Consider the following 21,441-nt stretch of genomic DNA (forward strand, 5'->3'; position numbering starts at 1 on the left):
GCACCACAATGTCCCCAGCCGGCGGGCAATCGGGCGCACCACAATGTCCCCAGCCGGCGGGCAATCGGGCAAGAGTGCGCCTCACAATCGGGTGAAGGCGTCATTCCACGGCCGTCGAGCGGCGGATCCTGGCGATGACCGCCCTCCGGCGTGCCTCCTCCGGCACGCACTCGCAGCCGCCGGGCCCGCGCCGTAGGGTCCGGGCCCGCCCCTCGTACGACCACCCGCTTCCCTGGAGGCCCCGATGCCGACCGGACCCGCACCGCCCCAGGCGCTCGACGCTCTGGACCATGCCGTGCTGCGGGCGCTCCACCGTGACCCCCGGGCGCCCTTCTCCGTGGTGGCCGCCGCCGCCGGTGTGCACGAGCGCACCGCCGCGCGGCGGCTCGACCGGATGACCGCGACGGGTGCGGTCGGGTTCACCGCGGCCCTCGTCCCCGAGTACCTCGGTGAGGGCGTGACCGCGGAGGTGGCCGTACGCTGCGCCCCGGGCCGGGTGCACGACACCGCGCTGGCCCTCGCCCGCCGCCCGGAGGCGCGGTCGGTGGAGGTCGCCACCGGCGCGCTCGACGTGTTCGCGGAGCTGATCGTGCCCGACCACGACGCCCTGCTGACCCTCGTGGACGCGGGCATCGGGCGGCTCGACGGGGTCGTCGACCTCCACACCTCGGTGGTGCTCCGGCTGCTCCTCACCACCAGCGACTGGGCCCCGTACGACGACGAGCCCACCGAGGTGCGCCGCCACGCCGTGGAGGGCCGGCCGCTGCCCGAGCCGCCGGTGGTGGACGAACTGGACCGGCGGCTCGTCGCGCTGCTGCACCGGGACGCCCGGATGTCCACCACCCGGCTGGCGCGCGAGCTCCGGGTCGGGGAGACCACGGCGCGCCGCCGGCTGGCCCGGCTGATGGCCTCCCACGTGCTGCACCTGCGGCTGCACGCGGAGCCCGAGGTGCTCGGCTATCCCGTCGAGGCGCGGTTCCGGCTGGCCGTCGGGCAGGCCCGGCTCGACGACGCGGTCCGCCGGCTGGCGCGGGCACCGGCCGTGCGGCACCTCGTGGTGACGACCGGGACGACGGCGCTCCTCGGCTACTCCAGTCACCGTTCGACGCGGGACCTGCACGACTTCACCGTGCAGGTCCTCGGTGCGCTCGACGGCGTCACGTCGGCGGAGGTCGCCGTGCTGATGCGCACCTACAAGCGCGCGGGGTTCGAGTCGGGCGGCCCCTGAGGGGTCGCCACCGGTTCAGACGCCGACGCCCGGTCCCACCCCGCCCTTGAGGCGGTCGATGTCCGATTGGCGGACCTTGATGACGAAGAGGGAGATCAGGGCGCCGATCACGGCGAAGACCGCTGCCGTGACGAAGCCTGCCGACACTCCTGAGGTGAGGACCTGGTCGCCCCACGGGGCCGGGAGGACGCCCGTTCTGGCGAACTCCGCCTTCTGCAGGGGGGTCGCCTGGGCCAGGAAGGCCGGGACCTGGGTCTCCGCCTCGTTGCGGCTGGCCGTGCCGAAGACGGTGACCAGGATCGACAGGCCCAGCGAACCGCCCACCTGCTGCATCGCGTTGAGCAGGCCGGACGCCGCTCCGGTGTCCCGCTGTTCCACGTTCGACAGCGCCATGATCGTCAGCGACACGAACATGAAGCCCATGCCGAGGCCGAATACCAGGATCGGGCCGAGGACGCTGCCCAGGTACGAGGAGTGCACGTCCGTCAGCGTCAGCCACGCGAGACCGGCCGCCGCCAGGACCGAGCCCGTCACCATGAAGGGCTTGGGCCCGTATCTCGGCAGGAGGTTGGACGTCAGCCCCGCGCCCACCCCGATGATGGCGCTCACCGGCAGGAACGCCATGCCCGTCGCCAACGGACTGAAGCCGAGCACCTGCTGGACGAACAGGGTCAGGAAGAAGAACATACCGAAGATCGCCGCCGCCAGGCACAGCATGATCGCGTACGTGCCCGAGCGGTTGCGGTCCGCGAACATCCGCAGCGGTGTGATCGGCTGCTGCGACCGCCGTTCCACCATGATGAACGTCGCCAGGAGCACGACCGCCGCCACGAACGAACCGATCGTGTACGGATCGCGCCAGCCCTCCTGCGCCGCCCTGATGAAGCCGTACACCAGGGCCACCATGCCCAGCGTCGACGTCAGCGCGCCCGTGAGGTCGAAGTGGCCCGGCCTCCGCGCCGACTCCTTCACGTGCCGGGGCGTCAGCAGGGCGATCACCAGCGCGATGGGCACGTTCACGAAGAAGATCCAGCGCCAGTCCAGCCACTGCACGAGCATCCCGCCCGCCACCAGACCGATCGCGCCGCCGCCCGCCGACACGCCCGCGAACACGCCGAACGCCCTGTTCCGCTCCGGGCCTTCGTCGAAGGTCGTGGTGATCAGGGAGAGGGAGGTCGGCGAGGCGATCGCGCCGCCGACTCCCTGGAGCGCGCGCGCCGCGAGGAGTTGCCACTCGCTCTGCGCCAGTCCGCAGAGCAGCGAGGCCAGTCCGAAGAGCAGCACGCCGAAGATGAACACCCGCCGTCGGCCGAGGATGTCGCCCGCCCGCCCGCCGAGGAGCAGCAGACCGCCGAACGTCAGCGTGTACGCGTTGACGACCCAGGCCAGGCTGGTGGTGGAGAAGTCCAGCGCGGTCTGGATGTGGGGGAGCGCGATGTTCACGATGGTGATGTCGAGCACCACCATCAGCTGACAGGACGCGATCACGAAGAGTGCGATGCCCTTGCCGTCTCCCCCGCTCCCGTGGGGTGCGGTCGCCGTGGGTGTCGGCTCCGGAGCGCTAGTCATGGCTGTTCATGGCGCGAAACGCCCTCACCTGAGGCAGCCGTGGGCCGGTCGACCCACCCTTCCGACACTAAGCCCGGCCCCTGCCCGCGACCAGTTGATCAAGCGTGCGCGGGCTCGTCCAGGACGGCGAAGCCGTCCAGCTCCACCCGGGCCTGCGCGTCCCAGAGCCGTACGACTCCGATCACGGCCATGGCGGGGTAGTCGCGGCCCGCCAACCGCCTCCAGATCCTGCCGAGTTCGGGGGCGTGCGCGCGGTAGTCGTCGACGTCGGTGGTGTAGACGGTGACGCGGGCGAGGTCGGCCGGGGTGCCGCCGGCGTGCCGCAGGGCGGTGAGCAGGTTGGCGAGTGCGGTGGTGAACTGCTCGGTCAGGGTGTCCCCGACGACGGCGCCGTCGCTGTCGAGGGCGGTCTGCCCGGCGAGGAAGACCAGCCGGCTGCCGGTGGCGGTGACGGCGTGGGAGAAGCCGCTCGGCGGGGCGAGGTCGGCGGGGTTGTGCCGGTGCAGGCTCATGGGGTCGGCGCCTCCTGGTGGGAGTGGGACGGTCGGTGGGACGCGTACAGCTCCTTCGCGATGATGGTCCGCTGGACCTCGGTGGCCCCCTCGTAGATGCGGGGTGCGCGGACCTCCCGGTAGAGGTGTTCGAGGAGGTGTCCGCGCTGGAGGGCCCGGGCGCCGTGGAGTTGGACGGCGGAGTCCACCACGTACTGGGCCGTCTCGGTCGCGAGGAGTTTCGCCATCGCCGAGCGCCGGGGCACGTCCGGGTCCCCCCGGTCGTACGCCTCCGCCGCCGCGTACACCAGCAGGCGGGCCGCCTCCGTACGCGTGGCCATCTCGGCGATCCGGTGCGCGACGGATTGGAGGTCGGCGAGGTGTCCGCCGAAGGCGGGGCGGCCGGCGGTGTGGGCGAGGGCGGCGTCCAGGGCGGCCTGCGCCATGCCGACGGCGAAGGCGCCGACGCTGGGGCGGAAGAGGTTCAGGGTGTGCATGGCGACCCGGAAGCCCCGGTCCGGCTCGCCGAGCAGGTCGTCGGGGCCGACGGGGACGCCGTCGAAGGTGAGGGTGCCCAGGGCGTGCGGGGCGAGCATGTCGAGGGCCTCGCCGCCGAGGCCGGGCCGGTCGGCGGGGACGAGGAAGGCGGTGACCCCGCGGGCCCCGGCGTCCGGGGAGGTGCGGGCGAAGACGGTGGCGAAGTCGGCCTCGGGGGCGTTGGAGATCCAGCGCTTCTCGCCGTACAGGTGCCAGCCGCCGGCGCCGTCGGGGCGGGCCTCCAGGGCCAGTGCGGCGGCGTCGGAGCCCGCGCCCGGCTCCGAGAGCGCGAAGGCGGCCACGGCGCGCCCCGCGGCGGCCTCGGGGAGCCAGCGGGCGCGCTGCGCGGGGGTGCCGAAGGCGGCGACGGGGTGGGTGCCGAGGCCCTGGAGGGCGAGCGCGGTCTCGGCCTCGGTGCAGGTCCGGGCGAGGGACTCGCGCAGGAGGCAGAGTTCGAGGGCGCCCGCGTCGAAGAGCCGGGCGAGGAGGCCGAGCTCGCCGAGGGCGGCGACCAGGGGGCGGTTGACCCGGCCGGGTTCGCCCCGGTCGGCGAGGGGCCGCAGGCGTGCGGCGGCGAGGGCGCGGAGTTCCGCACACCAGGTGGTCTGGGCCGGATCGAGCGAGAATGCGGGCATGTGGGCCCTCTCTGACGCCGTCTGGCGTCTTCGTCCCCGCACCGGGCGGCGTGCTCGTGCCGCCCGGCACGTGCGTCCCTGCCCCGTACGGCGTCCGCGCGCCGTACGGAGCCTTGGCCGGGGCGCCCGGGAGCACCCTTGTCGCGAACCGTTGACTGCCGTCACCAACACGATACGCTCATGGAGCGACGGTCGACCCCACCACGACAGGGGGACGGACTCATGGAGCTGACACCCTCGGCCCACCTCGACAGCTTCGCCCGTGACCGGCTGCCCCCGCCGGACCGGTGGCCGCAGCTCGTCTTCGACCTCCCCGAGCTGGCCTACCCCGACCGGCTCAACTGCGGCGCCGAACTCCTCGACCGCACGGTGGAACGATTCGGCGCCGACCGGCCCGCCTTCCACGACGGCGACGGCGGCACCTGGACCTACGGGGAACTCCAGGACCGGGTCGACCGCGTCGCCCAGGTACTCACCTCCGACCTGCGGGTCCGGCCCGGCAACCGGGTCCTCCTCCGCGGCCCCACCACCCCCTGGCTCGCCGCCTGCTGGCTCGCCGTGATGAAGGCCGGCGGGGTCGCCGTCACCGTCCTGGCCCAGCAGCGCGCCCCCGAACTGGCCATGATGGCCGACGCGGCCCGCTGCACCCACGCCCTGTGCGACGCGAGCGTCCTCGGCGAGCTCGAAGCGGCCCGGATACCGGGGCTCCGCGTCACCCCCTTCGGCGGCGAGGGCCCGGACGACCTGCTCGCCCTCGCGGCCCGCCGCCCCGGCCCGTACGCGGCGGTGGAGACCGCCGCCGACGACGTGGCCCTGATCGCCTTCACCTCCGGCACGACCGGGCGGCCCAAGGGCTGCGTCCATTTCCACCGGGACGTCCTGGCCGTCGCCGACACCTTCTCCGCGCACGTCCTGCGCCCGCTGCCCGACGACGTCTTCGCCGGTTCGCCGCCGCTCGCCTTCACGTTCGGCCTCGGCGGGCTCGTCGTCTTCCCCCTGCGGGCCGGGGCGAGCGCGGTCCTCCTCGAACAGGCCGGGCCCAAGCAGCTGCTCGCCGCGATCGAGCGGCACCGGATCTCGGTGCTCTTCACCGCCCCGACCGCCTACCGGGTCATGATCGACGAGCTGACGCAGGGCATCGCCCCCGACCTCGGCTCCCTCCGCCGCTGCGTCTCGGCCGGGGAGAACCTGCCCGAGGCCACTTGGAAGGCCTGGTACGCGCGCACCGGCCTCCGCATGATCAACGGCATCGGCGCCACCGAACTCCTGCACATCTTCATCTCCGCCGCCGACGGCGACATACGCCCCGGCACCACCGGCCGCCCGGTCCCGGGCTGGCAGGCCCGGATCGTCGACCACGACGGCGGCGACGTCCCGGACGGCGAGGAGGGGCTGCTCGCGGTGCGCGGCCCGGTCGGCTGCCGCTATCTGGCCGACCCCCGCCAGTCGGAGTACGTACGGGAGGGCTGGAACGTCACGGGCGACACCTACGTCCGCGAGCCCGACGGCTACTTCCGGTACGTCTCCCGCGCCGACGACATGATCATCTCGGCCGGGTTCAACATCGCCGGACCCCAGGTCGAGGAGGTGCTCCTCGACCACCCCGACGTGGTGGAGACCGCGGTCGTGGGCCGCCCGGACGAACTGCGCGGGCAGGTCGTCGTCGCCTACACGGTGGTGCGGGAGGGGGTGCCGCGCGACGCCGGCACCGCCGCCGCGCTGCGCGCCTTCGTCCGCGCCCGGCTCGCCCCGTACAAGTCGCCGCGCGAGATCGTCTTCCTGGACGCGCTGCCGCGCACCCCCACGGGCAAGCTCCAGCGCTTCCGGCTGCGCGCCCCGGTCTGACCCCCGCGGCGCCCGGCCCGGACCGTCCGGCGCGCCACCCTCTACAGTGATCACGTGGCCGAGCAGCACACCCCCCGTTCCCTGATCGTCTCGCTCTACGGCGCGTACGGCCGTACGCCCGACGGGGCGCCGCTGCCGGTGGCCGGGCTCGTCCGGCTGCTCGCGGTGCTCGGGGTGGACGCGCCCTCGGTGCGCTCCTCGGTGTCGCGGCTGAAGCGGCGGGGGCTGCTGCTGCCCGCCCGGACCGCCGACGGGGCCGCCGGATACGCCCTCTCGGACGACGCCCGCAGGCTCCTGGACGACGGCGACCGCCGGATCTACGCCCGTACCGAACCCAAGCTGTCCGACGGTTGGGTCCTGGCCGTCTTCTCGGTGCCCGAGGCCGAGCGGCACAAGCGGCACCTGCTGCGCTCCCGGCTCGCCCGCCTCGGCTTCGGCACGGCGGCGCCCGGTGTCTGGATCGCGCCCGCGCGGCTCCACGAGGAGACCCGGAACGCGCTGGAGCGCCTGGAGCTCTCCCCGTACGTGGACCTCTTCCGGGGCGACCACCTGGGGTACGCGGCGACGGCGGAGGTGGTGGCCCGCTGGTGGGACCTGCCGGCCGTCGCCCGGCTCCACGAGGACTTCCTGGCCGCCCACGAACCGGTGCTTGAGGCCTGGCGGGCGGCCCCGGAGACGCGGAGCGCCGAGCAGGCCTACCGGGACCACCTCCTCGCCCTCGACTCCTGGCGCCGGCTGCCGTACGCGGACCCGGTGCTCCCGGCCGAGCTGCTGCCCGACGACTGGCCGGGCCGGCGCTCGGCGGAGGTCTTCGCGGCCCTGCACGAGCTGCTGCGGGACCGGGGCGCGGAGTTCGTCCGGCCGTATCTGTACGGGACGGACGGCGGCGCCCCGGCGGACGCGTAGCCCGGACCGCCGCCCACCGCCCGCCGCCTGTCCTCTAGGCCTGCGCCGGCTTCCGGGGCCGGACCGCCAGGGCCCTGAGCAGGCAGGCGAAGCCCGCCGTGGTGAGGACCGCGCGGACCAGGTTCCACGCCACCCAGGGCCCCTCGAAGGCCGCGCGGGCGGCCGTGGGGTCGTCCGCCGAGGCCAGGGCGTCGTTGAGGGGCACGTTCGCCGCGGAGGTCACGAGGAGGACCACGGCGGAGAGGACGCACGCCGCGAGCGTCCAGGGCAGCGCGCGGGTGCCGCGGTGCTGCCGGGCGGCCACCGCCGCGAGGACGGTCGCCCCGAAGAAGGGGGTGAAGAACACCGGGTTCTGGATCACCTCGTTGATGTTCCGCATGACCTCGACGTAGACCCGGTCGTCGCTGCGCGCCAGCGCCGGCATCACCGAGCACGCGTACGCGAACCACACCCCCGCCACGAGTCCGGTCGCCGCCGTCGCCGCGCCGAGGACCGCCCCGGCACCCTTCCCACCCCGCTGCTCTGTCATGTCCTCATTCAAGAACTACGGGTGGGGCCGGGGCCATGCGCGCGCGTCGCCCCCGCATACGCGGGCGTCCAGCGCCACGCGGGCGCGTCTCAGTCCCGGCGGCCCGTCGGGGGCGGCCGGCTGCCCGCGCGGTACGGGGCGGGCCAGGGGGCCGCCGGGCCCWCGTAGCCCTGCTCGGCGGCCGCGTGCAGAGTCCAGTTCGGGTCGTAGAGATGCGGCCGGGCGAGCGCGCACAGGTCGGTCCGGCCCGCCAGGAGAAGGGAGTTGACGTCGTCCCAGGAGGAGATCGCGCCGACGGCGATCACCGGGACGCCGGCCCCGGTGCGGATCCGGTCGGCGAAGGGGGTCTGGTAGGAGCGGCCGAAGGCGGGGGTCTCGTGGGGGACGACCTGGCCGGTGGAGACGTCGATCGCGTCGGCGCCGTGGGCCGCGAAGGCGCGGGCGATCGCGACCGCGTCCTCGGCGGTCGTCCCGCCCTCGGCCCAGTCGGTGGCGGAGATCCGGACGGTCATGGGGCGGTCCTCGGGCCACTCCGCGCGGACCGCGTCGAAGACCTCGAGCGGGAAGCGGAGCCGGGCGGTGAGGTCGCCGCCGTAGGCGTCGGTCCGCCGGTTGGTGAGCGGGGAGAGGAAGCCGGAGAGCAGATAGCCGTGGGCGCAGTGCAGTTCGAGGAGGTCGAAGCCGGCCCGCGCGGCGCGGCGGGCGGCGGCCGTGAACTCCTCGCGTACGGCGGTGAGTCCGGCCCGGTCGAGGGCGGCGGGGGTCTGGCTGACGCCGGGCCGGTACGGGAGGGGCGAGGCGGCGACGAGCGGCCAGTTCCCGTCGGGCAGGGGCTGGTCGATGCCCTCCCACATGAGCCGGGTGGAGCCCTTGCGGCCGGAGTGGCCGAGCTGGACGCCGATCGCCGCGCCGGGCGCCCGGTCGTGGACGAAGTCCGTGATCCGGCGCCAGGCGGCGGCCTGTCCGTCGGTCCACAGCCCGGTGCAGCCGGGGGTGATCCTGCCCTCCGGGCTCACGCAGACCATCTCGGTCATGACGAGCCCGGGGCCGCCGAGGGCCCTCGCCCCGAGGTGGACGAGGTGGAAGTCGCCCGGGACGCCGTCCTCGGCGACGTACATGTCCATCGGGGAGACGACGATCCGGTTGCGCAGGGTCAGGCCGCGGAGCCGGAAGGGGGTGAACATGGGCGGGGTGCCGGGCGGGCAGCCGTAGTCCGTCTCGACGGCGGCGGTGAAGACCGGGTCGCGGAGCCGGAGGTTGGCGTGGGTGACGCGGCGGCTGCGGGTCAGCAGGTCGAAGGCGAACAGGCGGGGCGGCCGGTCGACGTGGCCCGCGAGCTCCTCGAACCACTGGAGGCTGGCGGTGGCGGCCCGCTGGGTGGACTCGACGACGGGCCGCCGCTCGGCCTCGTAGGCGGCGAGGGCCTCGGCCGGGGCGGGGTGGTCGCGGAGGCTCCGGGCCAGGGCCAGGGCGTCCTCGACGGCCAGTTTGGTGCCGGAGCCGATGGAGAAGTGCGCGGTGTGGGCGGCGTCGCCGATGAGCACGGTGTTGCCGTACGACCAGCGTGCGTTGACGACCGTGCGGAAGGCGGTCCAGGCGGAGCGGTGGGAGCGCAGCTCCCGGCCGCCGAGCGCCTCGGCGAAGATCTTCGCGCAGCGGGCGGTGGACTCCGTCTCGTCGAGTTCGTCGAAGCCCGCGGCCCGCCAGACCTCCTCGCGCATCTCGACGATGGCGGTGGAGGCGCCGGCCTCGTACGGGTAGGCGTGCAGCTGCATCACGCCGTACTCGGTCTCGGCGATCTCGAAGCGGAAGGCGTCGAAGGCGAAGTCGGCGGCGAGCCAGATGTAGCGGCAGCGGTGGGTGGTGATCCGGGGGCGGAAGTGGGCGGCGTGCGCCTCGCGGGTGCGGCTGTGGACGCCGTCGGCGGCGACGACCAGGTCGTGGCCGGCGGCGAGGAGGTCGCCGGGCGGGGCCTCGGCGCGGAACCGGAGCCGTACGCCCAGGTCGGTGCAGCGGGCGTGCAGGATCTCCAGGAGCCGGCGGCGGCCGAGGGCGGCGAAGCCGTGGCCGGTGGAGGTGGTGCGGTGGCCTCGGTGGACGACGTCGACGTCGTCCCAGCGGACGAGGTCGCGGCGGAGCGCCTCGTACACGACGGGGTCGGCGTCCTGGATGCCGCCGAGGGTCTCGTCGGAGAGGACCACGCCGAAGCCGAAGGTGTCGGAGGGGGCGTTCCGCTCCCAGACGGTGACCTCGCGGGCGGGGTCGAGCCGCTTGAGGAGGGCGGCGGCGTACAGGCCCCCGGGACCGCCGCCGACGACGGCCACCCGGGAGGGCGCGGGGCGGGCGCGAGGGCCCGGGGCGGGGCCGGGGAGCGCGTGGGGGCCCGGGTCCGGCCCGGGGCCGGGCACCGTCAGCACCCCCGCCATTTCGGGGGCCGCTTCTCCGTGAAGGCGGCGTGGAACTCGGCGTAGTCCTCGCCGTTCATCAGCAGGGCCTGGGTGGCCGCGTCGAGTTCGACGGAGGCGGCGAGCGGCATGTCGAGTTCGGCGGTGAGCAGTGCCTTGGCCTGGGCGAGGGCGAGCGCCGGGCCGTCGGCGAGGCGGCGGGCGAGTTCGGCGGCCCGCTCCCCCGCCGCGCCCTCCTCGGTGAGCTCGGAGAGCAGGCCGATGCGCTCGGCCTCGGGGGCGAGGACGGGTTCGCCGAGCATGAGGAGCCGGGTGGCGTGGCCGAGACCGACGACCCGGGGCAGCAGGTACGCCGCACCCATGTCGCCGCCGGAGAGTCCGACCCGGGTGAAGAGGAACGCGAAGCGGGTGGTCGGGTCGGCGATCCGGAAGTCGGCGGCCAGGGCGAGGACGGCCCCGGCGCCCGCCGCGACGCCGTGGAGGGCCGCGACGACCGGGAAGGGGCATTCGCGAAGGGCGCGGACGACCTGGCCGGTCATCCGGTTGAAGTCGAGGAGCCGGGCGGTGTCGAGCGCGAGGGTGGCGCCGATGATCTCGTCCACGTCGCCGCCGGAGCAGAAGCCGCGTCCCTCGCCGCCGAGGACGAGGGCGCGGACGGACCGCTCGCGGGAGAGCTCGGCGAGGAGGTCGCGCAGATCGGCGTAGGCGCCGAAGGTGAGTGCGTTGAGTTTGGCGGGGCGGGCCAGCGTGACGGTGGCGACGCCCTCGTCGATTCCGAGGTGCAGATGGTGCCAGCGTGCCGTGCGGGGCGTGGAGCCGGTAAAGGGGCTCATCCGGAACGGCCTCCTTCCTCCGTTCGGAGGGTATCACTCACCCGTGACCGTCGTCACGAGTACGCGATACGGAGGAGTGAGGGTGCCCCGAACAAGGTCCCCGGCCGTCCGTGCCGGAAGTCCCCGCACATCAGGGAGGGGCGCCCCTGGAGATCCTCAGGGCGCCTCGTAGGGTTGAAACCAGGACGTCCCGGGACGCCTCCACCCCACTCACCCACCCCCACTCCGGTGAAGGGAGCCTGCCCCCCATGCCCGAAGCCGCCGGACCCGCAGCCGGTGCCTCCGCCGGGCCCGTCATCGGTGCCCCCGCCGGGCCCGTGACCGGTCCCCCCGCGGGGCCCGCAGCCGATGCCTCCGCAAGGCCCGTGACCGGTGCCTCCGCCGCGCCGGGCGGACCGCCCTCCTCCTGGCGTGTGCAGCTGCCCCACACGACCGCCGCGGTGCCGATCGCCCGCGCCCTGATCCGCACCGCGCTCACCGATCTCGGCCCCGGAACCACGGGCCGCCCCGACCAGGACACGGCGGAGCTGCTCACCGCCGAGCTGGTGGCCAACGCCGTGGAGCACACGGCGGGCCTCGGCCCCATCGAGCTGGTCGTGGAGCTGCTCGCCGCCCCCGGCGGCTGCCAGATCGAGGTCCACGACGCCGAGCCGGCCCGCCCGGAGGGGCTGGTCTGCCCCGAGCCTGGGGACGTCGACCCCTGGCAGGAGCACGGCCGGGGCCTGCTCCTCATCCGGGCCCTGAGCAGCGACTGCGGCCACCGGCCCACCGCGCACGGCAAGGCCGTCTGGTTCACCCTGCCGGGGATACCGGCACAGCGCCCGCGCTCGGAGCCGTGACCCCGGCGGGGGCGGGCCGGGCCGCCCAGACCTTCGGAAGCAGGCCGCCTAGACCGTCGGGAGCGGGCCGCCGGCCATCGTCGCGACCAGGACCGCCTTGATCGTGTGCATCCGGTTCTCCGCCTCGTCGAAGACGAGGGAGTGCTCCGACTCGAAGACCTCGTCGGAGACCTCCAGCTCGGTGAGCCCGTGCCGGGCGTGCAGATCGCGTCCGACGGCCGTGCCCAGGTCGTGGAAGGCGGGCAGGCAGTGCAGGAACCCGACCCCGGGGTTCCCGGTGGCGCGCAGCACGTCCATCGTCACGGAGTACGGGGCGAGGGTGGCGATCCGCTCGTCCCAGACCTCCTTGGGCTCGCCCATGGAGACCCAGACGTCGGTGGCGACGAAGTCGGCGCCCCGGACGCCCTCGGTCACGTCCTCGGTGAGGGTGACCGTGGCCCCGCTGACCTCGGCGAGCGCGCGGGCGGCGGCGACGACCCCCTCGGACGGCCAGTAGGGCCGGGGGGCGACGATCCGGACGTCCATGCCGAGCAGGGCGCCGGTGACCAGGTAGGAGTTGCCCATGTTGAAGCGGGCGTCGCCGAGGTACGCGAACGCGATGTCGTCCAGCGGCTTGTCCGTGTGTTCGGTCATGGTGAGCACGTCGGCGAGCATCTGGGTGGGGTGCCAGTCGTCGGTGAGACCGTTGAAGACGGGTACTCCGGCATGGGCGGCGAGCTCCTCGACGACGTACTGTCCGTCGCCCCGGTACTCGATGCCGTCGAACATCCGGCCGAGGACGCGGGCGGTGTCCTTGACCGACTCCTTGTGCCCCATCTGCGAGCCGGAGGGGTCCAGGTAGGTGGTGCCGGCCCCCTGGTCCGCGGCGGCGACCTCGAAGGCGCAGCGGGTGCGGGTGGAGGTCTTCTCGAAGATCAGCGCGATGTTCCGGCCCCGCAGCCGCTGGACCTCGACGCCGGCCTTCTTGGCGGCCTTGAGCTCGGCGGAGAGCGCGATCAGGCCGCGGAACTCCTCGGCGGTGAAGTCCAGCTCCTTGAGGAAGTGGCGGCCGATGAGGTCTGTGGCCATGGGACGCGCTCCTGTGGGTACGGTCGGGGGTCGGCGAGGGGGCGACGACAGGACCCTGGAAGTCTATACGTACATCAACATTTATATACAGCCCCCTCATGCGGTAGCCGGGCTCCGGCCGCTCCTCCGCTGTCGGCCGTATCGGGCCGGGTCAGGCGGCGTCCCGCTCCACCGGGCAGCTCATGCAGCGCGGGCCGCCCCTGCCCCGGCCCAGCTCGCTGCCGGGGATCTCGATCACCTCGATGCCCTGCTTCCGCAGATGGGTGTTGGTCGTGACGTTCCGCTCGTAGGCGACCACCACCCCCGGCTCCACGGCGAGCACGTTGCAGCCGTCGTCCCACTGCTCGCGCTCGGCCGCGTGCACGTCCTGGGTGGCCGTCAGCACCCGGATCTCCGGGAGCCCGAGCGCCGCGGCGATCGCGGCGTGCATCTGCTCCGGCGGATGGTCCGTCACCCGCAGCGGCTGGCCCGCGTCCCCCGGTTCGATCGTGTAAGAGCGGAGCATCCCCAACCCCGCGTACTGCGTGAACGTGTCCTGGTCGACCATCGTCATCACCGTGTCCAGGTGCATGAACGCCCGCCGCTTCGGCATGTCGAGGGCGACGATCGTGCGCGCCGAACCCGCCGCGAACAGCCCCCGGGCCAGCATCTCCACCGCCTGCGGCGTCGTCCGCTCGCTCATCCCGATGAGCACGGCCCCGTTGCCGATGACCAGCACGTCCCCGCCCTCGATCGTCGACGGGTAGTCGCCCTGCCCCTCCGACCAGAGGTGGAAGGCACCCGCCCCGGCCGCCGTGAACAGCGGATGGTGCTGGTAGATCGCCTCGAAGTGGACGGTCTCGCGCTGCCGGGCCGGCCAGCGCATCGCGTTGATCGAGACGCCGTCGTAGATCCAGGCCGAGGTGTCCCGGGTGAAGAGGTGGTTCGGCAGCGGGCCGAGGAGGAAGTCGTCCAGGTCCATGGCGTGGAAGCGGACCGAGGTCGGCTCCCGGTGCGCCGCCAGGAACTCCCGCTTCGTCATTCCCCCGACGAGCGCCTCGGCCAGCGCCGCCGCGTCCAGCGAGTCGAACGCGGCCCGCAGGTGGTCGGTGGCGAGCGGCCCGTACTCCTTCTCGTCGAAGACCCGGTCGAGGACCAGGGCGCGGGCGGTGGGCACGTCCAGGGCCTCGCTGAGGAGGTCGCCGAAGAGGTGCACCTCCACGCCCCGGTCGCGCAGCACGTCCGCGAAGCCGTCGTGCTCCTGCCGGGCCCTGCGCACCCAGAGCACGTCGTCGAAGAGCAGTGCGTCCTTGTTGGTCGGGGTGAGCCGCTTCAGCTCCAGGTCGGGCCGGTGCAGGATGACGCGGCGCAGCCGCCCGGTCTCGGAGTCGACGTGGAATGCCATGCGCCCATCCTGACGGAGCGGGGCGCCGCAGGCCCGTGTTTCGGAGCAGGTCGGGGCGGGGCGCGTCGGACGGCCCGCGCCGCTCCGGCGCCCCGCCGGAGCGGTCGCGCCGGTCAGCCGAACCACGCGCGGACGGCGACGAGCAGGACGATCGCCACCACCAGGCCGCCGATCAGCAGCCCGGCCCGGCGCAGGAAGCGCCGGGTGTAGCCGCTGCCGTCGTCGTCCGGGAGGGCGGTGGTGGCGTCCCCGGCCGAGGGCGGCCCCGTCCTGCGGGGCGCGCGCGGCAGCCCGTACGCGTCCTTCAGCAGGGTGCGCCAGACGGCCTCCGGCAGTCCGGGGCGCTCGCCCTCGACGATCAGCCAGAACGTCTCGCGGGCGGACGGCACCGGGCTCGTACGCAGCCGGACGAGCAGCTCCGCGACCGTGCCGACCGGGCCGTCGCCGCCGGCCAGGACCGGGCCGACCGCCCAGCGGTGCAGTTCGGCGGCGTTGGCCGCGCGCTGCTCCGGCGGCGGGTCGGAGGGGTCGGCCACGGCCCCCGCCGGCGCGACGGCCCAGAACTCCCGGCCGATGGCCACCTCGCACAGTTCGCGGCGCAGCGCGTGCTCCCAGGACGGCAGGCGGCGGGCGGCCTCGCGGAGGAGGAGGGTGAGGACGGCGTACGCCTGCGGGCGGCGCAGCGAGTCCAGCAGCTCGCGGTTGCCGCCGCGCTCGACGAGTTCCCGCGCCTCGTCCACGGTCCGCGCGGCAGGCAGCTTGTGCAGCAGCCCGGTCTCGGACTCCCGCTCCTTGCCGCGAGGCCGCGCGAACTGTGCGAGGTGGCCATCGGCCGGGAGTTCTGGGCCTGTGCGAGGTGGCCATCGGCCGGGAGTTCTGGGCCGTCGCGCCGGCGGGCTGAGGCCCCCGAGGCACCCGCCCCGGGGGCCTCAGAGTCTCGGGTCCGGCCCGGACCCCGAAGCCCCCGGGGGCCTCAGAGTCTCGGGTCCACCGGTTCCGATTCCAGGGCCAGGACCGCGAAGACCGCCTCGTGGACCCGCCACAGCGGTTCGCCGTCGGCCAGCCGGTCGAGGGCCTCCAGACCGAGGGCGTACTCGCGCAGCGCCAGCGACCGCTTGTGGCCGAGGAAGCGCTGCCGCAGCCGTTCCAGGTTCTCCGGCCGGGTGTACTCCGGGCCGTAGATGATCCGCAGGTACTCCCGCCCGCGGACCTTGACGCCCGGCTGGCCGAGCCGGCCCTTCCGGTCGCGGACGAGCGCGGCCAGCGGCTTGACGACCATGCCCTCGCCGCCGGCGCCGGTCATCTCCAGCCACCAGTCGACCCCGGCCCGCACCGAGGCCTCGTCGCCCGTGTCGACCACGAGCCGGCGGGTGACCTGGAGCAGACCCGTCGGATCGTGCTCCACCAGCCGGTCGAGCCGGGCGAGCTGCTCGTCGTGCGGATCGGCCGCGAGCGAGCGGCCGCGCGCCGCGAGGAGCTGGAACGGAGCGAACCGCACCCCCTCCAGGCCTTGGGTCGGCCAGCAGTACCTGCGGTACGCCTCGGTAAACGCCGCCGCGTCCACCGTGCGTTCGCGCTGCTTGGCGAGCAGCCCGTCGAGGCCCTCGACCCCGCGCGCCACGGCCTGTTCGAGCGCGGTGACCGCGCTCGGGAGCACCGCGCCCGAGGCCGCGCCGACCGCCGCGTACTGCGCGCGGAGCAGTCCGGCCGACTTCAGCGACCACGGCATGAGTTCGCCGTCGAGGAGCAGCCAGTCCGTGTCGAGCTCGTCCCAGATCCCGGCGGCGCCGATCGCGGTCCGCAGCCGGTCGAGGACCTGCTCGGTGACGGCGGGATCGTCGAAGAACGGCCGCCCGGTGCGGGTGTGCAGCGCGCCCGTCACCCCTTCGGCGTCCACGCCGAACCGCTCACGGGCCGCGTCGGCGTCCCGGCAGACCAGGGCGACGGCCCGCGACCCCATGTGCTTCTCCTCGCACACGACCCGCTCGACGCCGTCGGCCCGGTAGTGGGCGAAGGCCTCGGCCGGGTGCTCCAGGTAGCCCTCCTCCTTCGAGGTGGCGGTGGGCGCCATCGTCGGCGGCAGGTAGGCGAGCAGCCGCGGGTCGACGGCGAACCGGCTCATCACCTCCAGGGCCGCCGCCGCGTTCTCCTCGCGGACGGCGACGTTGCCGAGGTGCCGGGTCTCCACGATCCGCCGGCCGTGCACGTCCGCCAGGTCCAGGGGGCGTCCCTGGTGCCCGCCGGGCGCCTCGGTCGCGAGCGGCTTGGCCGGCTCGTACCAGACGCGCTCGGCCGGTACGTCGACGAGTTCGCGCTCGGGCCAGCGCAGCGCGGTCATCTTGCCGCCGAAGACGGCTCCGGTGTCCAGGCAGAGGGTGTTGTTGATCCAGGAGGTGTTCGGGACGGGAGTGTGGCCGTACACGACGGTGGCCCTCCCCCGGTACTCCTCGGCCCACGGGTAGCGCACCGGCAGCCCGAACTCGTCGGTCTCGCCCGTGGTGTCGCCGTACAGCGCGTGCGAGCGCACCCGCCCCGACGTCCGGCCGTGGTACTTCTCCGGCAGTCCGGCGTGGCAGACGACGAGGTCGCCGCCGTCGAGGACGTAGTGGCTGACGAGCCCGTCGATGAACCGGGCGACCTCCGCCCGGAACTCCTCGGGCTCGCGGCCGAGCTGCTCGATGGTCTCGGCGAGGCCGTGCGTCTCCTGCACCTTGCGGCCCTTGAGCCAGCGGCCCAGCTTGTTCTCGTGGTTGCCGGGGACGCACAGGGCGTCGCCCGCGGCGACCATGCCCATGACCCGGCGCAGGACGCCGGGCGAGTCCGGTCCCCGGTCGACGAGGTCGCCGACGAAGACCGCCGTGCGGCCCTCGGGGTGGTGCCCGTCGACGTAGCCGAGCTTCGCGAGCAGCGTCTCCAGTTCGGAGCGGCAGCCGTGGATGTCCCCGATGATGTCGAAGGGGCCGGTGACGTGGCGCAGGTCGTTGTAGCGGCGCTCCAGGACGACCTGCGCGGCGTCGACCTCCTCGACGGAGCTGAGCACGTGCACCTTGCGGAAGCCCTCGCGCTCCAGGCCGCGCAGCGAGCGGCGCAGTTCGCGGCGGTGCCGCTGGATGACGTGGGCGGGCATGTCCGCGCGGTCGGGACGTGCGGCGTTCCGGCCGCGGCAGACGTCCTCGGGCAGGTCGAGGACGATCGCGATGGGCAGCACGTCGTACGACCGGGCCAGCTGGACGAGCTGCCGCCGCGCCTCCTGCTGGACGTTGGTGGCGTCGACCACGGCGAGCCGCCCGGCCGCGAGGCGCTTGCCGACGATGTAGTGCAGGACGTCGAAGGCGTCCCGGCTCGCGGACTGGTCGTTCTCGTCGTCGGCGACGAGCCCCCGGCAGAAGTCGGAGGACACGATCTCGGTCGGCTTGAAGTGGCGCCGGGCGAAGGTGGACTTGCCGGACCCGGTGGCGCCGACGAGGACCACGAGGGACAGGTCGGTGACGGGCAGGGTGCGGGCGTGGTCGGTGCCGGCCGGCTTCACGGTCTCGGTGGTCATGCCGGTGCGGTCCTTCCCGGGGGTCGGGCCGGGGGTGCGGTTCTTCCCGGGGGTCGGGCCGGGCATGCGGTCCTTCCCGGGGGTCGTCTCCGGGTCCTGGGACCGGGTGAAGACGGCCATCTGGGTGGGCGGTCCGACCTCGGGGTCGTCCGGGCCGACGGGGGTGAACCCGACGCCGTACCCGTACCGTTCGGCGACCGAGTCCGCCCAGCCCCGGAACTCCTCGCGGGTCCATTCGAAGCGGTGGTCGCCGTGCCGGACGTGCCCGGCGGGCAGCGACTCCCAGCGCACGTTGTACTCGACGTTCGGCGTGGTCACGAGCACCGTGCGCGGCCTGGCCGAGCCGAACACCGCGTACTCCAGGGCCGGCAGCCTCGGCAGGTCCAGGTGCTCGATGACCTCACTGAGTACGGCGGCGTCGTAGCCGGTCAGCCGCTTGTCGGTGTACGCGAGCGAGCCCTGGACCAGCTTCACCCGGGAGGCCTGCCGCTCGCCCAGCCGCTCCAGCCGCAGCCGCCGCGCGGCGACGGTCAGGGCGCGGACGGAGACGTCGACACCGACGATCTCGGTGTAGCGGGTGTCCTTGAGCAGTGCCTGCACCAGCTGGCCCTGTCCGCAGCCGAGGTCGAGGACGCGGCTCGCGCCCGCCTGCTCCAGGGCGGCGAGGATCGCCGCCCTGCGCTGCTCGGCGAGCGGCACCGGCCGCTCCTCGGTGTCGGTCGACTCGTCCACCGCGTTGTCGACCTCGTCGACGTCCAGCCCTTCGGCCTCGGCGAGGCGGACGAGTTCGAGCCGCTCGCTCGCCTCGCGGGTCAGTCCCCAGCGGCGGGACAGGTAGCGAGCCGTGATCAGCTTCCGCTCGGGGTGGCCGGCGAGCCAGCCGTCACCGGCGCGCAGCAGCTTGTCGACCTCGTCGGGCGCGACCCAGTAGTGCTTGGCGTCGTCGAGGACCGGCAGCAGGACGTAGAGGTGGTTGAGGGCGTCCGCGAGCCGCAGCTCGCCCTCCAGCACCAGCCGTACGTACCGGGAGTCGCCCCACTCGGGGAACTGCCCGTCCAGGACCACCGGCTCGGCGTCCACGGTGTCCCAGCCCAGCGGCCCGAACAGCGCGCGGACCAGCTCGGGACCGCCCCGTGCGGGGAGCGCGGGCACCTCGACGCGCAGCGGCAGCGGCGCGGCGGCCCGCTCGGGCATCGCCTGGCAGACGCCGTGCAGTGCCGTCTTGAACACCTTCGCGAGCGCGACGGCGAGCAGCGAGGACGCCGCGTAGGGCCGGTCGTTCACGTACTGGGCGAGCGCGGAGTCCGGGGCGCCGCCCCGGCCCTTGCCCTTGCCGCGGCGCACCAGCGCCACGGGGTCCACCTCCAGGAGAAGTGCCGCCGTGCACCGCTCGACGCCCGCCTCGGGGTAGAGGACGTGCGCCGTGCCGTGGGAAGTCGAGAACGTCTGGGCCCGCTCGGGGTGCTTGTGCAGCAGGAAGCCGAGATCGGTCGCGGGACGCTCCGGGTTGCCGGTCGTACTGATCGTCAGGAACACACGTCCGAGTATGATCCGCCGTCCCCCGGCCGACCAGGCATTTTCGCCGCCCCGGGCCCGGGCTCAGCCGCCGGTCCCGGGGGTGGCCAGGGCCGGGCCCAGGGCGGAGATCGTCGCCGGGCCCACCCGGCAGCAGCCGCCGACGAGCCGGGCGCCGGATGCCGCCCAGTCGGCGGCCAGGGCCGGGTCGAAGGCGGAGGCGCCGTGCCAGCCCCGGGCGGTCGCGTCCCAGCGCTCCCCGCTGTTGGGGTAGACGACGGCCGGCTTCCCGCTCACGGAGACCGCGAGTTCCGCGGCGGCCCCGGCCTCCGCCGGGTCGCAGCAGTTCACCCCGACGGCGAGGACCCGGTCGTTCCCCGCGGCGACCGCGAAGGCCTCCGCCAGATCCTGCCCGGCCCGGGTCCGCCCGCCCGCGACCGTGTACGAGAGCCACACGGGGACCCCGCAGTCGTCCACCGCCCGCAGCAGGGCCTCCGCCTCGACCACGTCCGGCACGGTCTCCAGCGCCAGCACGTCCGGCTCCGCCGCCGCCAGCGCCTCGATCCGGGGCCGGTGGAAGGCCTCCAGTTCCCGTACGGACAGCCCGTACCGTCCCCGGTACTCGCTGCCGTCCGCGAGCATCGCGCCGTAGGGCCCGACGGATCCGGCGACCCACACCTTGTCCCCCGCACCGGCCGCCGCGGCCCGGGCGAGCTCCACGCTGCGGGCGAAGAGCCGCGCCGCCTCCTCCCGGCCCGCGCCCCGCCGGGCGAAGCCCTCGAAGGAGGCCTGGTAGCTGGAGGTGATGAGCACCCGCGCACCGGCCCGCACGTACGCCGTGTGGGCCGCCTCGATCTGCTCGGGCCCGTCGGCGAGCAACCGCGCGGACCAGAGCGCGTCCGAGAGGTCGCAGCCCTGCGCCTCCAGCTGGTTGGACAGCCCGCCGTCGAGGAGGAGCACCTCCGCGGCGAGGGCCTCGGCGAACGTACGGTCCGGTGTCATCGGCTCGCCCCGCTCAACCCAGCTGCGACTGGACCCGGGCAGAGATCAGCTCCAGGTGGTCCAGGTCGTCCAGGTCGAGGACCTGGAGGTAGACCCGGCTCGAACCGATCGCCGCGTACCGCCCGATCTTGTCGACGACCTCGGCGGGCGATCCCGCGAGACCGTTCGCCTTGAGCTCGTCCACGTCCCGGCCGATGGCGGCGGCCCGGCGGGCCACCTCCGCGTCGTCCTTGCCGACGCAGACGACCAGGGCGTTGGAGTACACCAGGTCGTCGGCGGCCCGGCCGGCCTCCACGGCGGCGGCCCGGACCCGGCCGAACTGCCGCTCGCTGTCCTCGATCGAGGCGAACGGGATGTTGAACTCGTCGGCGTACCGCGCGGCCAGCCGGGGCGTGCGGCGCGCGCCGTGGCCGCCGACGAGGACCGGGATCCGGTCCTGCGCGGGCTTGGGCAGGGCCGGGGAGTCGGTGAGCCGGTAGAACTCCCCCTCATGGGTGAAGGTCTTGCCGACCTCGGTCTCCCACAGTCCGGTGACGATCGCCAGCTGTTCCTCCAGCCGGCCGAACTTCTCCTTGGGGAACGGAATGCCGTAGGCCTTGTGCTCCTCCTCGAACCAACCCGCGCCGAGGCCGAGTTCGACCCGCCCGCCGGACATCCGGTCGACCTGGGCGACCTGGATGGCGAGCACGCCGGGGAGCCGGAAGGTCCCGGCCGTCATCAGCGTGCCGAGGCGGATCCGCTTGGTCTCCCGGGCCAGCCCGGCCAGGGTGATCCAGGCGTCGGTCGGTCCGGGCAGCCCGTCGGCGGACCCCATCGCGAGATAGTGGTCGGAGCGGAAGAAGGCGTCGAACCCGAGCTCCTCGGTGGCCTTCGCCACGGTGAGGAGGGTGTCGTAGTCGGCCCCCTGCTGGGGTTCGGTGAAGATGCGAAGATCCATGCCTCCATCCTGCACCGTCGGGTGCGTGTCAACCTCTCCGTCAGCTCCTCGGGTGCGCTCCGGCTCGGTCAGGTGAACATCCGGCCCCGTGGCGGGCCGGGTCCGGCCCGGCCAGTGACCGTCACCCGCACCCGTCGTTGGCTCGGGCGGAGCCGGACCGCCCGGCCCGCGTGC

At 74.2% G+C, this 21,441-nt stretch carries 16 protein-coding genes and 1 pseudogene; 4 read left to right on the forward strand and 13 right to left on the reverse strand.

All coding sequences use genetic code 11. From position 1 onward, the window contains the following. Positions 1–244: 244 nt before the first annotated feature. A complete protein-coding gene (locus tag EAO70_RS11970; RefSeq protein WP_148002958.1) occupies positions 245–1,228 on the forward strand; it encodes an Lrp/AsnC family transcriptional regulator in 984 nt (327 codons plus the stop codon). Between the two features lie 15 nt (positions 1,229–1,243). Here the strand turns inward: EAO70_RS11970 and EAO70_RS11975 are convergent, their stop codons facing one another. From EAO70_RS11975 to EAO70_RS11985, 3 genes are all read right to left on the reverse strand, one after another. Beyond that, complete coding sequence (locus EAO70_RS11975) at positions 1,244–2,797, reverse strand: MFS transporter (RefSeq protein WP_187283851.1); 1,554 nt, start codon at positions 2,795–2,797, stop codon at positions 1,244–1,246. Between the two features lie 98 nt (positions 2,798–2,895). After that, the gene (locus EAO70_RS11980) at positions 2,896–3,309 is read right to left on the reverse strand and encodes a RidA family protein (protein WP_148002959.1); all 414 of its coding nucleotides are present in this window, start codon (positions 3,307–3,309) and stop codon (positions 2,896–2,898) included. Next, on the reverse strand, positions 3,306–4,460 hold the full coding sequence (locus tag EAO70_RS11985) for an acyl-CoA dehydrogenase family protein (protein WP_148002960.1): 1,155 nt from the start codon (positions 4,458–4,460) through the stop codon (positions 3,306–3,308). The genes EAO70_RS11980 and EAO70_RS11985 overlap by 4 nt, the downstream gene beginning before the upstream one ends. Before the next feature lie 222 nt (positions 4,461–4,682). Between EAO70_RS11985 and EAO70_RS11990 the strand changes: the two genes are divergently transcribed. Further along, a complete protein-coding gene (locus EAO70_RS11990; protein ID WP_148002961.1) occupies positions 4,683–6,305 on the forward strand; it encodes an AMP-binding protein in 1,623 nt (540 codons plus the stop codon). Between the two features lie 54 nt (positions 6,306–6,359). Next, positions 6,360–7,211, forward strand: coding sequence for a PaaX family transcriptional regulator C-terminal domain-containing protein (locus EAO70_RS11995; protein WP_148002962.1), 852 nt, complete (start codon positions 6,360–6,362; stop codon positions 7,209–7,211). A gap of 34 nt (positions 7,212–7,245) precedes the next feature. Here EAO70_RS11995 and EAO70_RS12000 read toward each other — a convergent pair whose 3' ends face one another. From EAO70_RS12000 to EAO70_RS12010, 3 genes are all read right to left on the reverse strand, one after another. Further along, positions 7,246–7,740: a DUF1772 domain-containing protein gene (locus tag EAO70_RS12000; protein ID WP_148002963.1), complete on the reverse strand. Its 495-nt coding sequence runs from the start codon at positions 7,738–7,740 to the stop codon at positions 7,246–7,248. An 89-nt stretch (positions 7,741–7,829) separates the two neighbouring features. Beyond that, positions 7,830–10,166 (reverse strand): bifunctional salicylyl-CoA 5-hydroxylase/oxidoreductase, encoded by a 2,337-nt coding sequence (locus EAO70_RS12005; protein WP_261992811.1) that lies wholly within the window; start codon positions 10,164–10,166, stop codon positions 7,830–7,832. Further along, positions 10,151–10,978, reverse strand: a complete 828-nt coding sequence (locus EAO70_RS12010) for an enoyl-CoA hydratase family protein (protein ID WP_148002964.1) — start codon at positions 10,976–10,978, stop codon at positions 10,151–10,153. The genes EAO70_RS12005 and EAO70_RS12010 overlap by 16 nt, the downstream gene beginning before the upstream one ends. 365 nt (positions 10,979–11,343) lie before the next feature. On the opposite strand from EAO70_RS12010, the gene EAO70_RS12015 reads away from it, so the two are divergent. Then, the gene (locus EAO70_RS12015; RefSeq protein ID WP_261992812.1) at positions 11,344–11,817 is read left to right on the forward strand and encodes an ATP-binding protein; all 474 of its coding nucleotides are present in this window, start codon (positions 11,344–11,346) and stop codon (positions 11,815–11,817) included. A 48-nt stretch (positions 11,818–11,865) separates the two neighbouring features. Here the strand turns inward: EAO70_RS12015 and argF are convergent, their stop codons facing one another. The 7 genes and pseudogenes from argF to EAO70_RS12045 all read right to left on the reverse strand — a co-directional run bounded on the left by argF (position 11,866) and on the right by EAO70_RS12045 (position 21,267). Next, a complete protein-coding gene (gene argF / locus EAO70_RS12020) occupies positions 11,866–12,885 on the reverse strand; it encodes an ornithine carbamoyltransferase (RefSeq protein ID WP_148002966.1) in 1,020 nt (339 codons plus the stop codon). A 151-nt stretch (positions 12,886–13,036) separates the two neighbouring features. Then, positions 13,037–14,269 carry an arginine deiminase gene (locus tag EAO70_RS12025; RefSeq protein ID WP_148002967.1) on the reverse strand — a complete coding sequence of 411 codons (1,233 nt, stop codon included), beginning with the start codon at positions 14,267–14,269 and terminating at the stop codon, positions 13,037–13,039. A gap of 113 nt (positions 14,270–14,382) precedes the next feature. Then, the gene (locus EAO70_RS12030; RefSeq protein WP_148002968.1) at positions 14,383–15,009 is read right to left on the reverse strand and encodes a hypothetical protein; all 627 of its coding nucleotides are present in this window, start codon (positions 15,007–15,009) and stop codon (positions 14,383–14,385) included. A gap of 233 nt (positions 15,010–15,242) precedes the next feature. Then, positions 15,243–17,813 carry a polynucleotide kinase-phosphatase gene (locus EAO70_RS39110; protein ID WP_261992823.1) on the reverse strand — a complete coding sequence of 857 codons (2,571 nt, stop codon included), beginning with the start codon at positions 17,811–17,813 and terminating at the stop codon, positions 15,243–15,245. A 114-nt stretch (positions 17,814–17,927) separates the two neighbouring features. After that, positions 17,928–19,349, reverse strand: a pseudogene (locus EAO70_RS39115) (3' terminal RNA ribose 2'-O-methyltransferase Hen1); the annotation flags it as partial. 63 nt (positions 19,350–19,412) lie between these two features. Beyond that, entirely contained in the window at positions 19,413–20,330 is a 918-nt protein-coding gene (gene mmuM, locus EAO70_RS12040; protein WP_148002970.1) for a homocysteine S-methyltransferase, read from the reverse strand. Between the two features lie 13 nt (positions 20,331–20,343). Then, a complete protein-coding gene (locus tag EAO70_RS12045; protein ID WP_148002971.1) occupies positions 20,344–21,267 on the reverse strand; it encodes an LLM class F420-dependent oxidoreductase in 924 nt (307 codons plus the stop codon). Positions 21,268–21,441: the final 174 nt, after the last annotated feature.

The sequence above is a fragment of the Streptomyces sp. adm13(2018) genome (assembly GCF_008042145.1).
GTDB lineage: Bacteria > Actinomycetota > Actinomycetes > Streptomycetales > Streptomycetaceae > Streptomyces.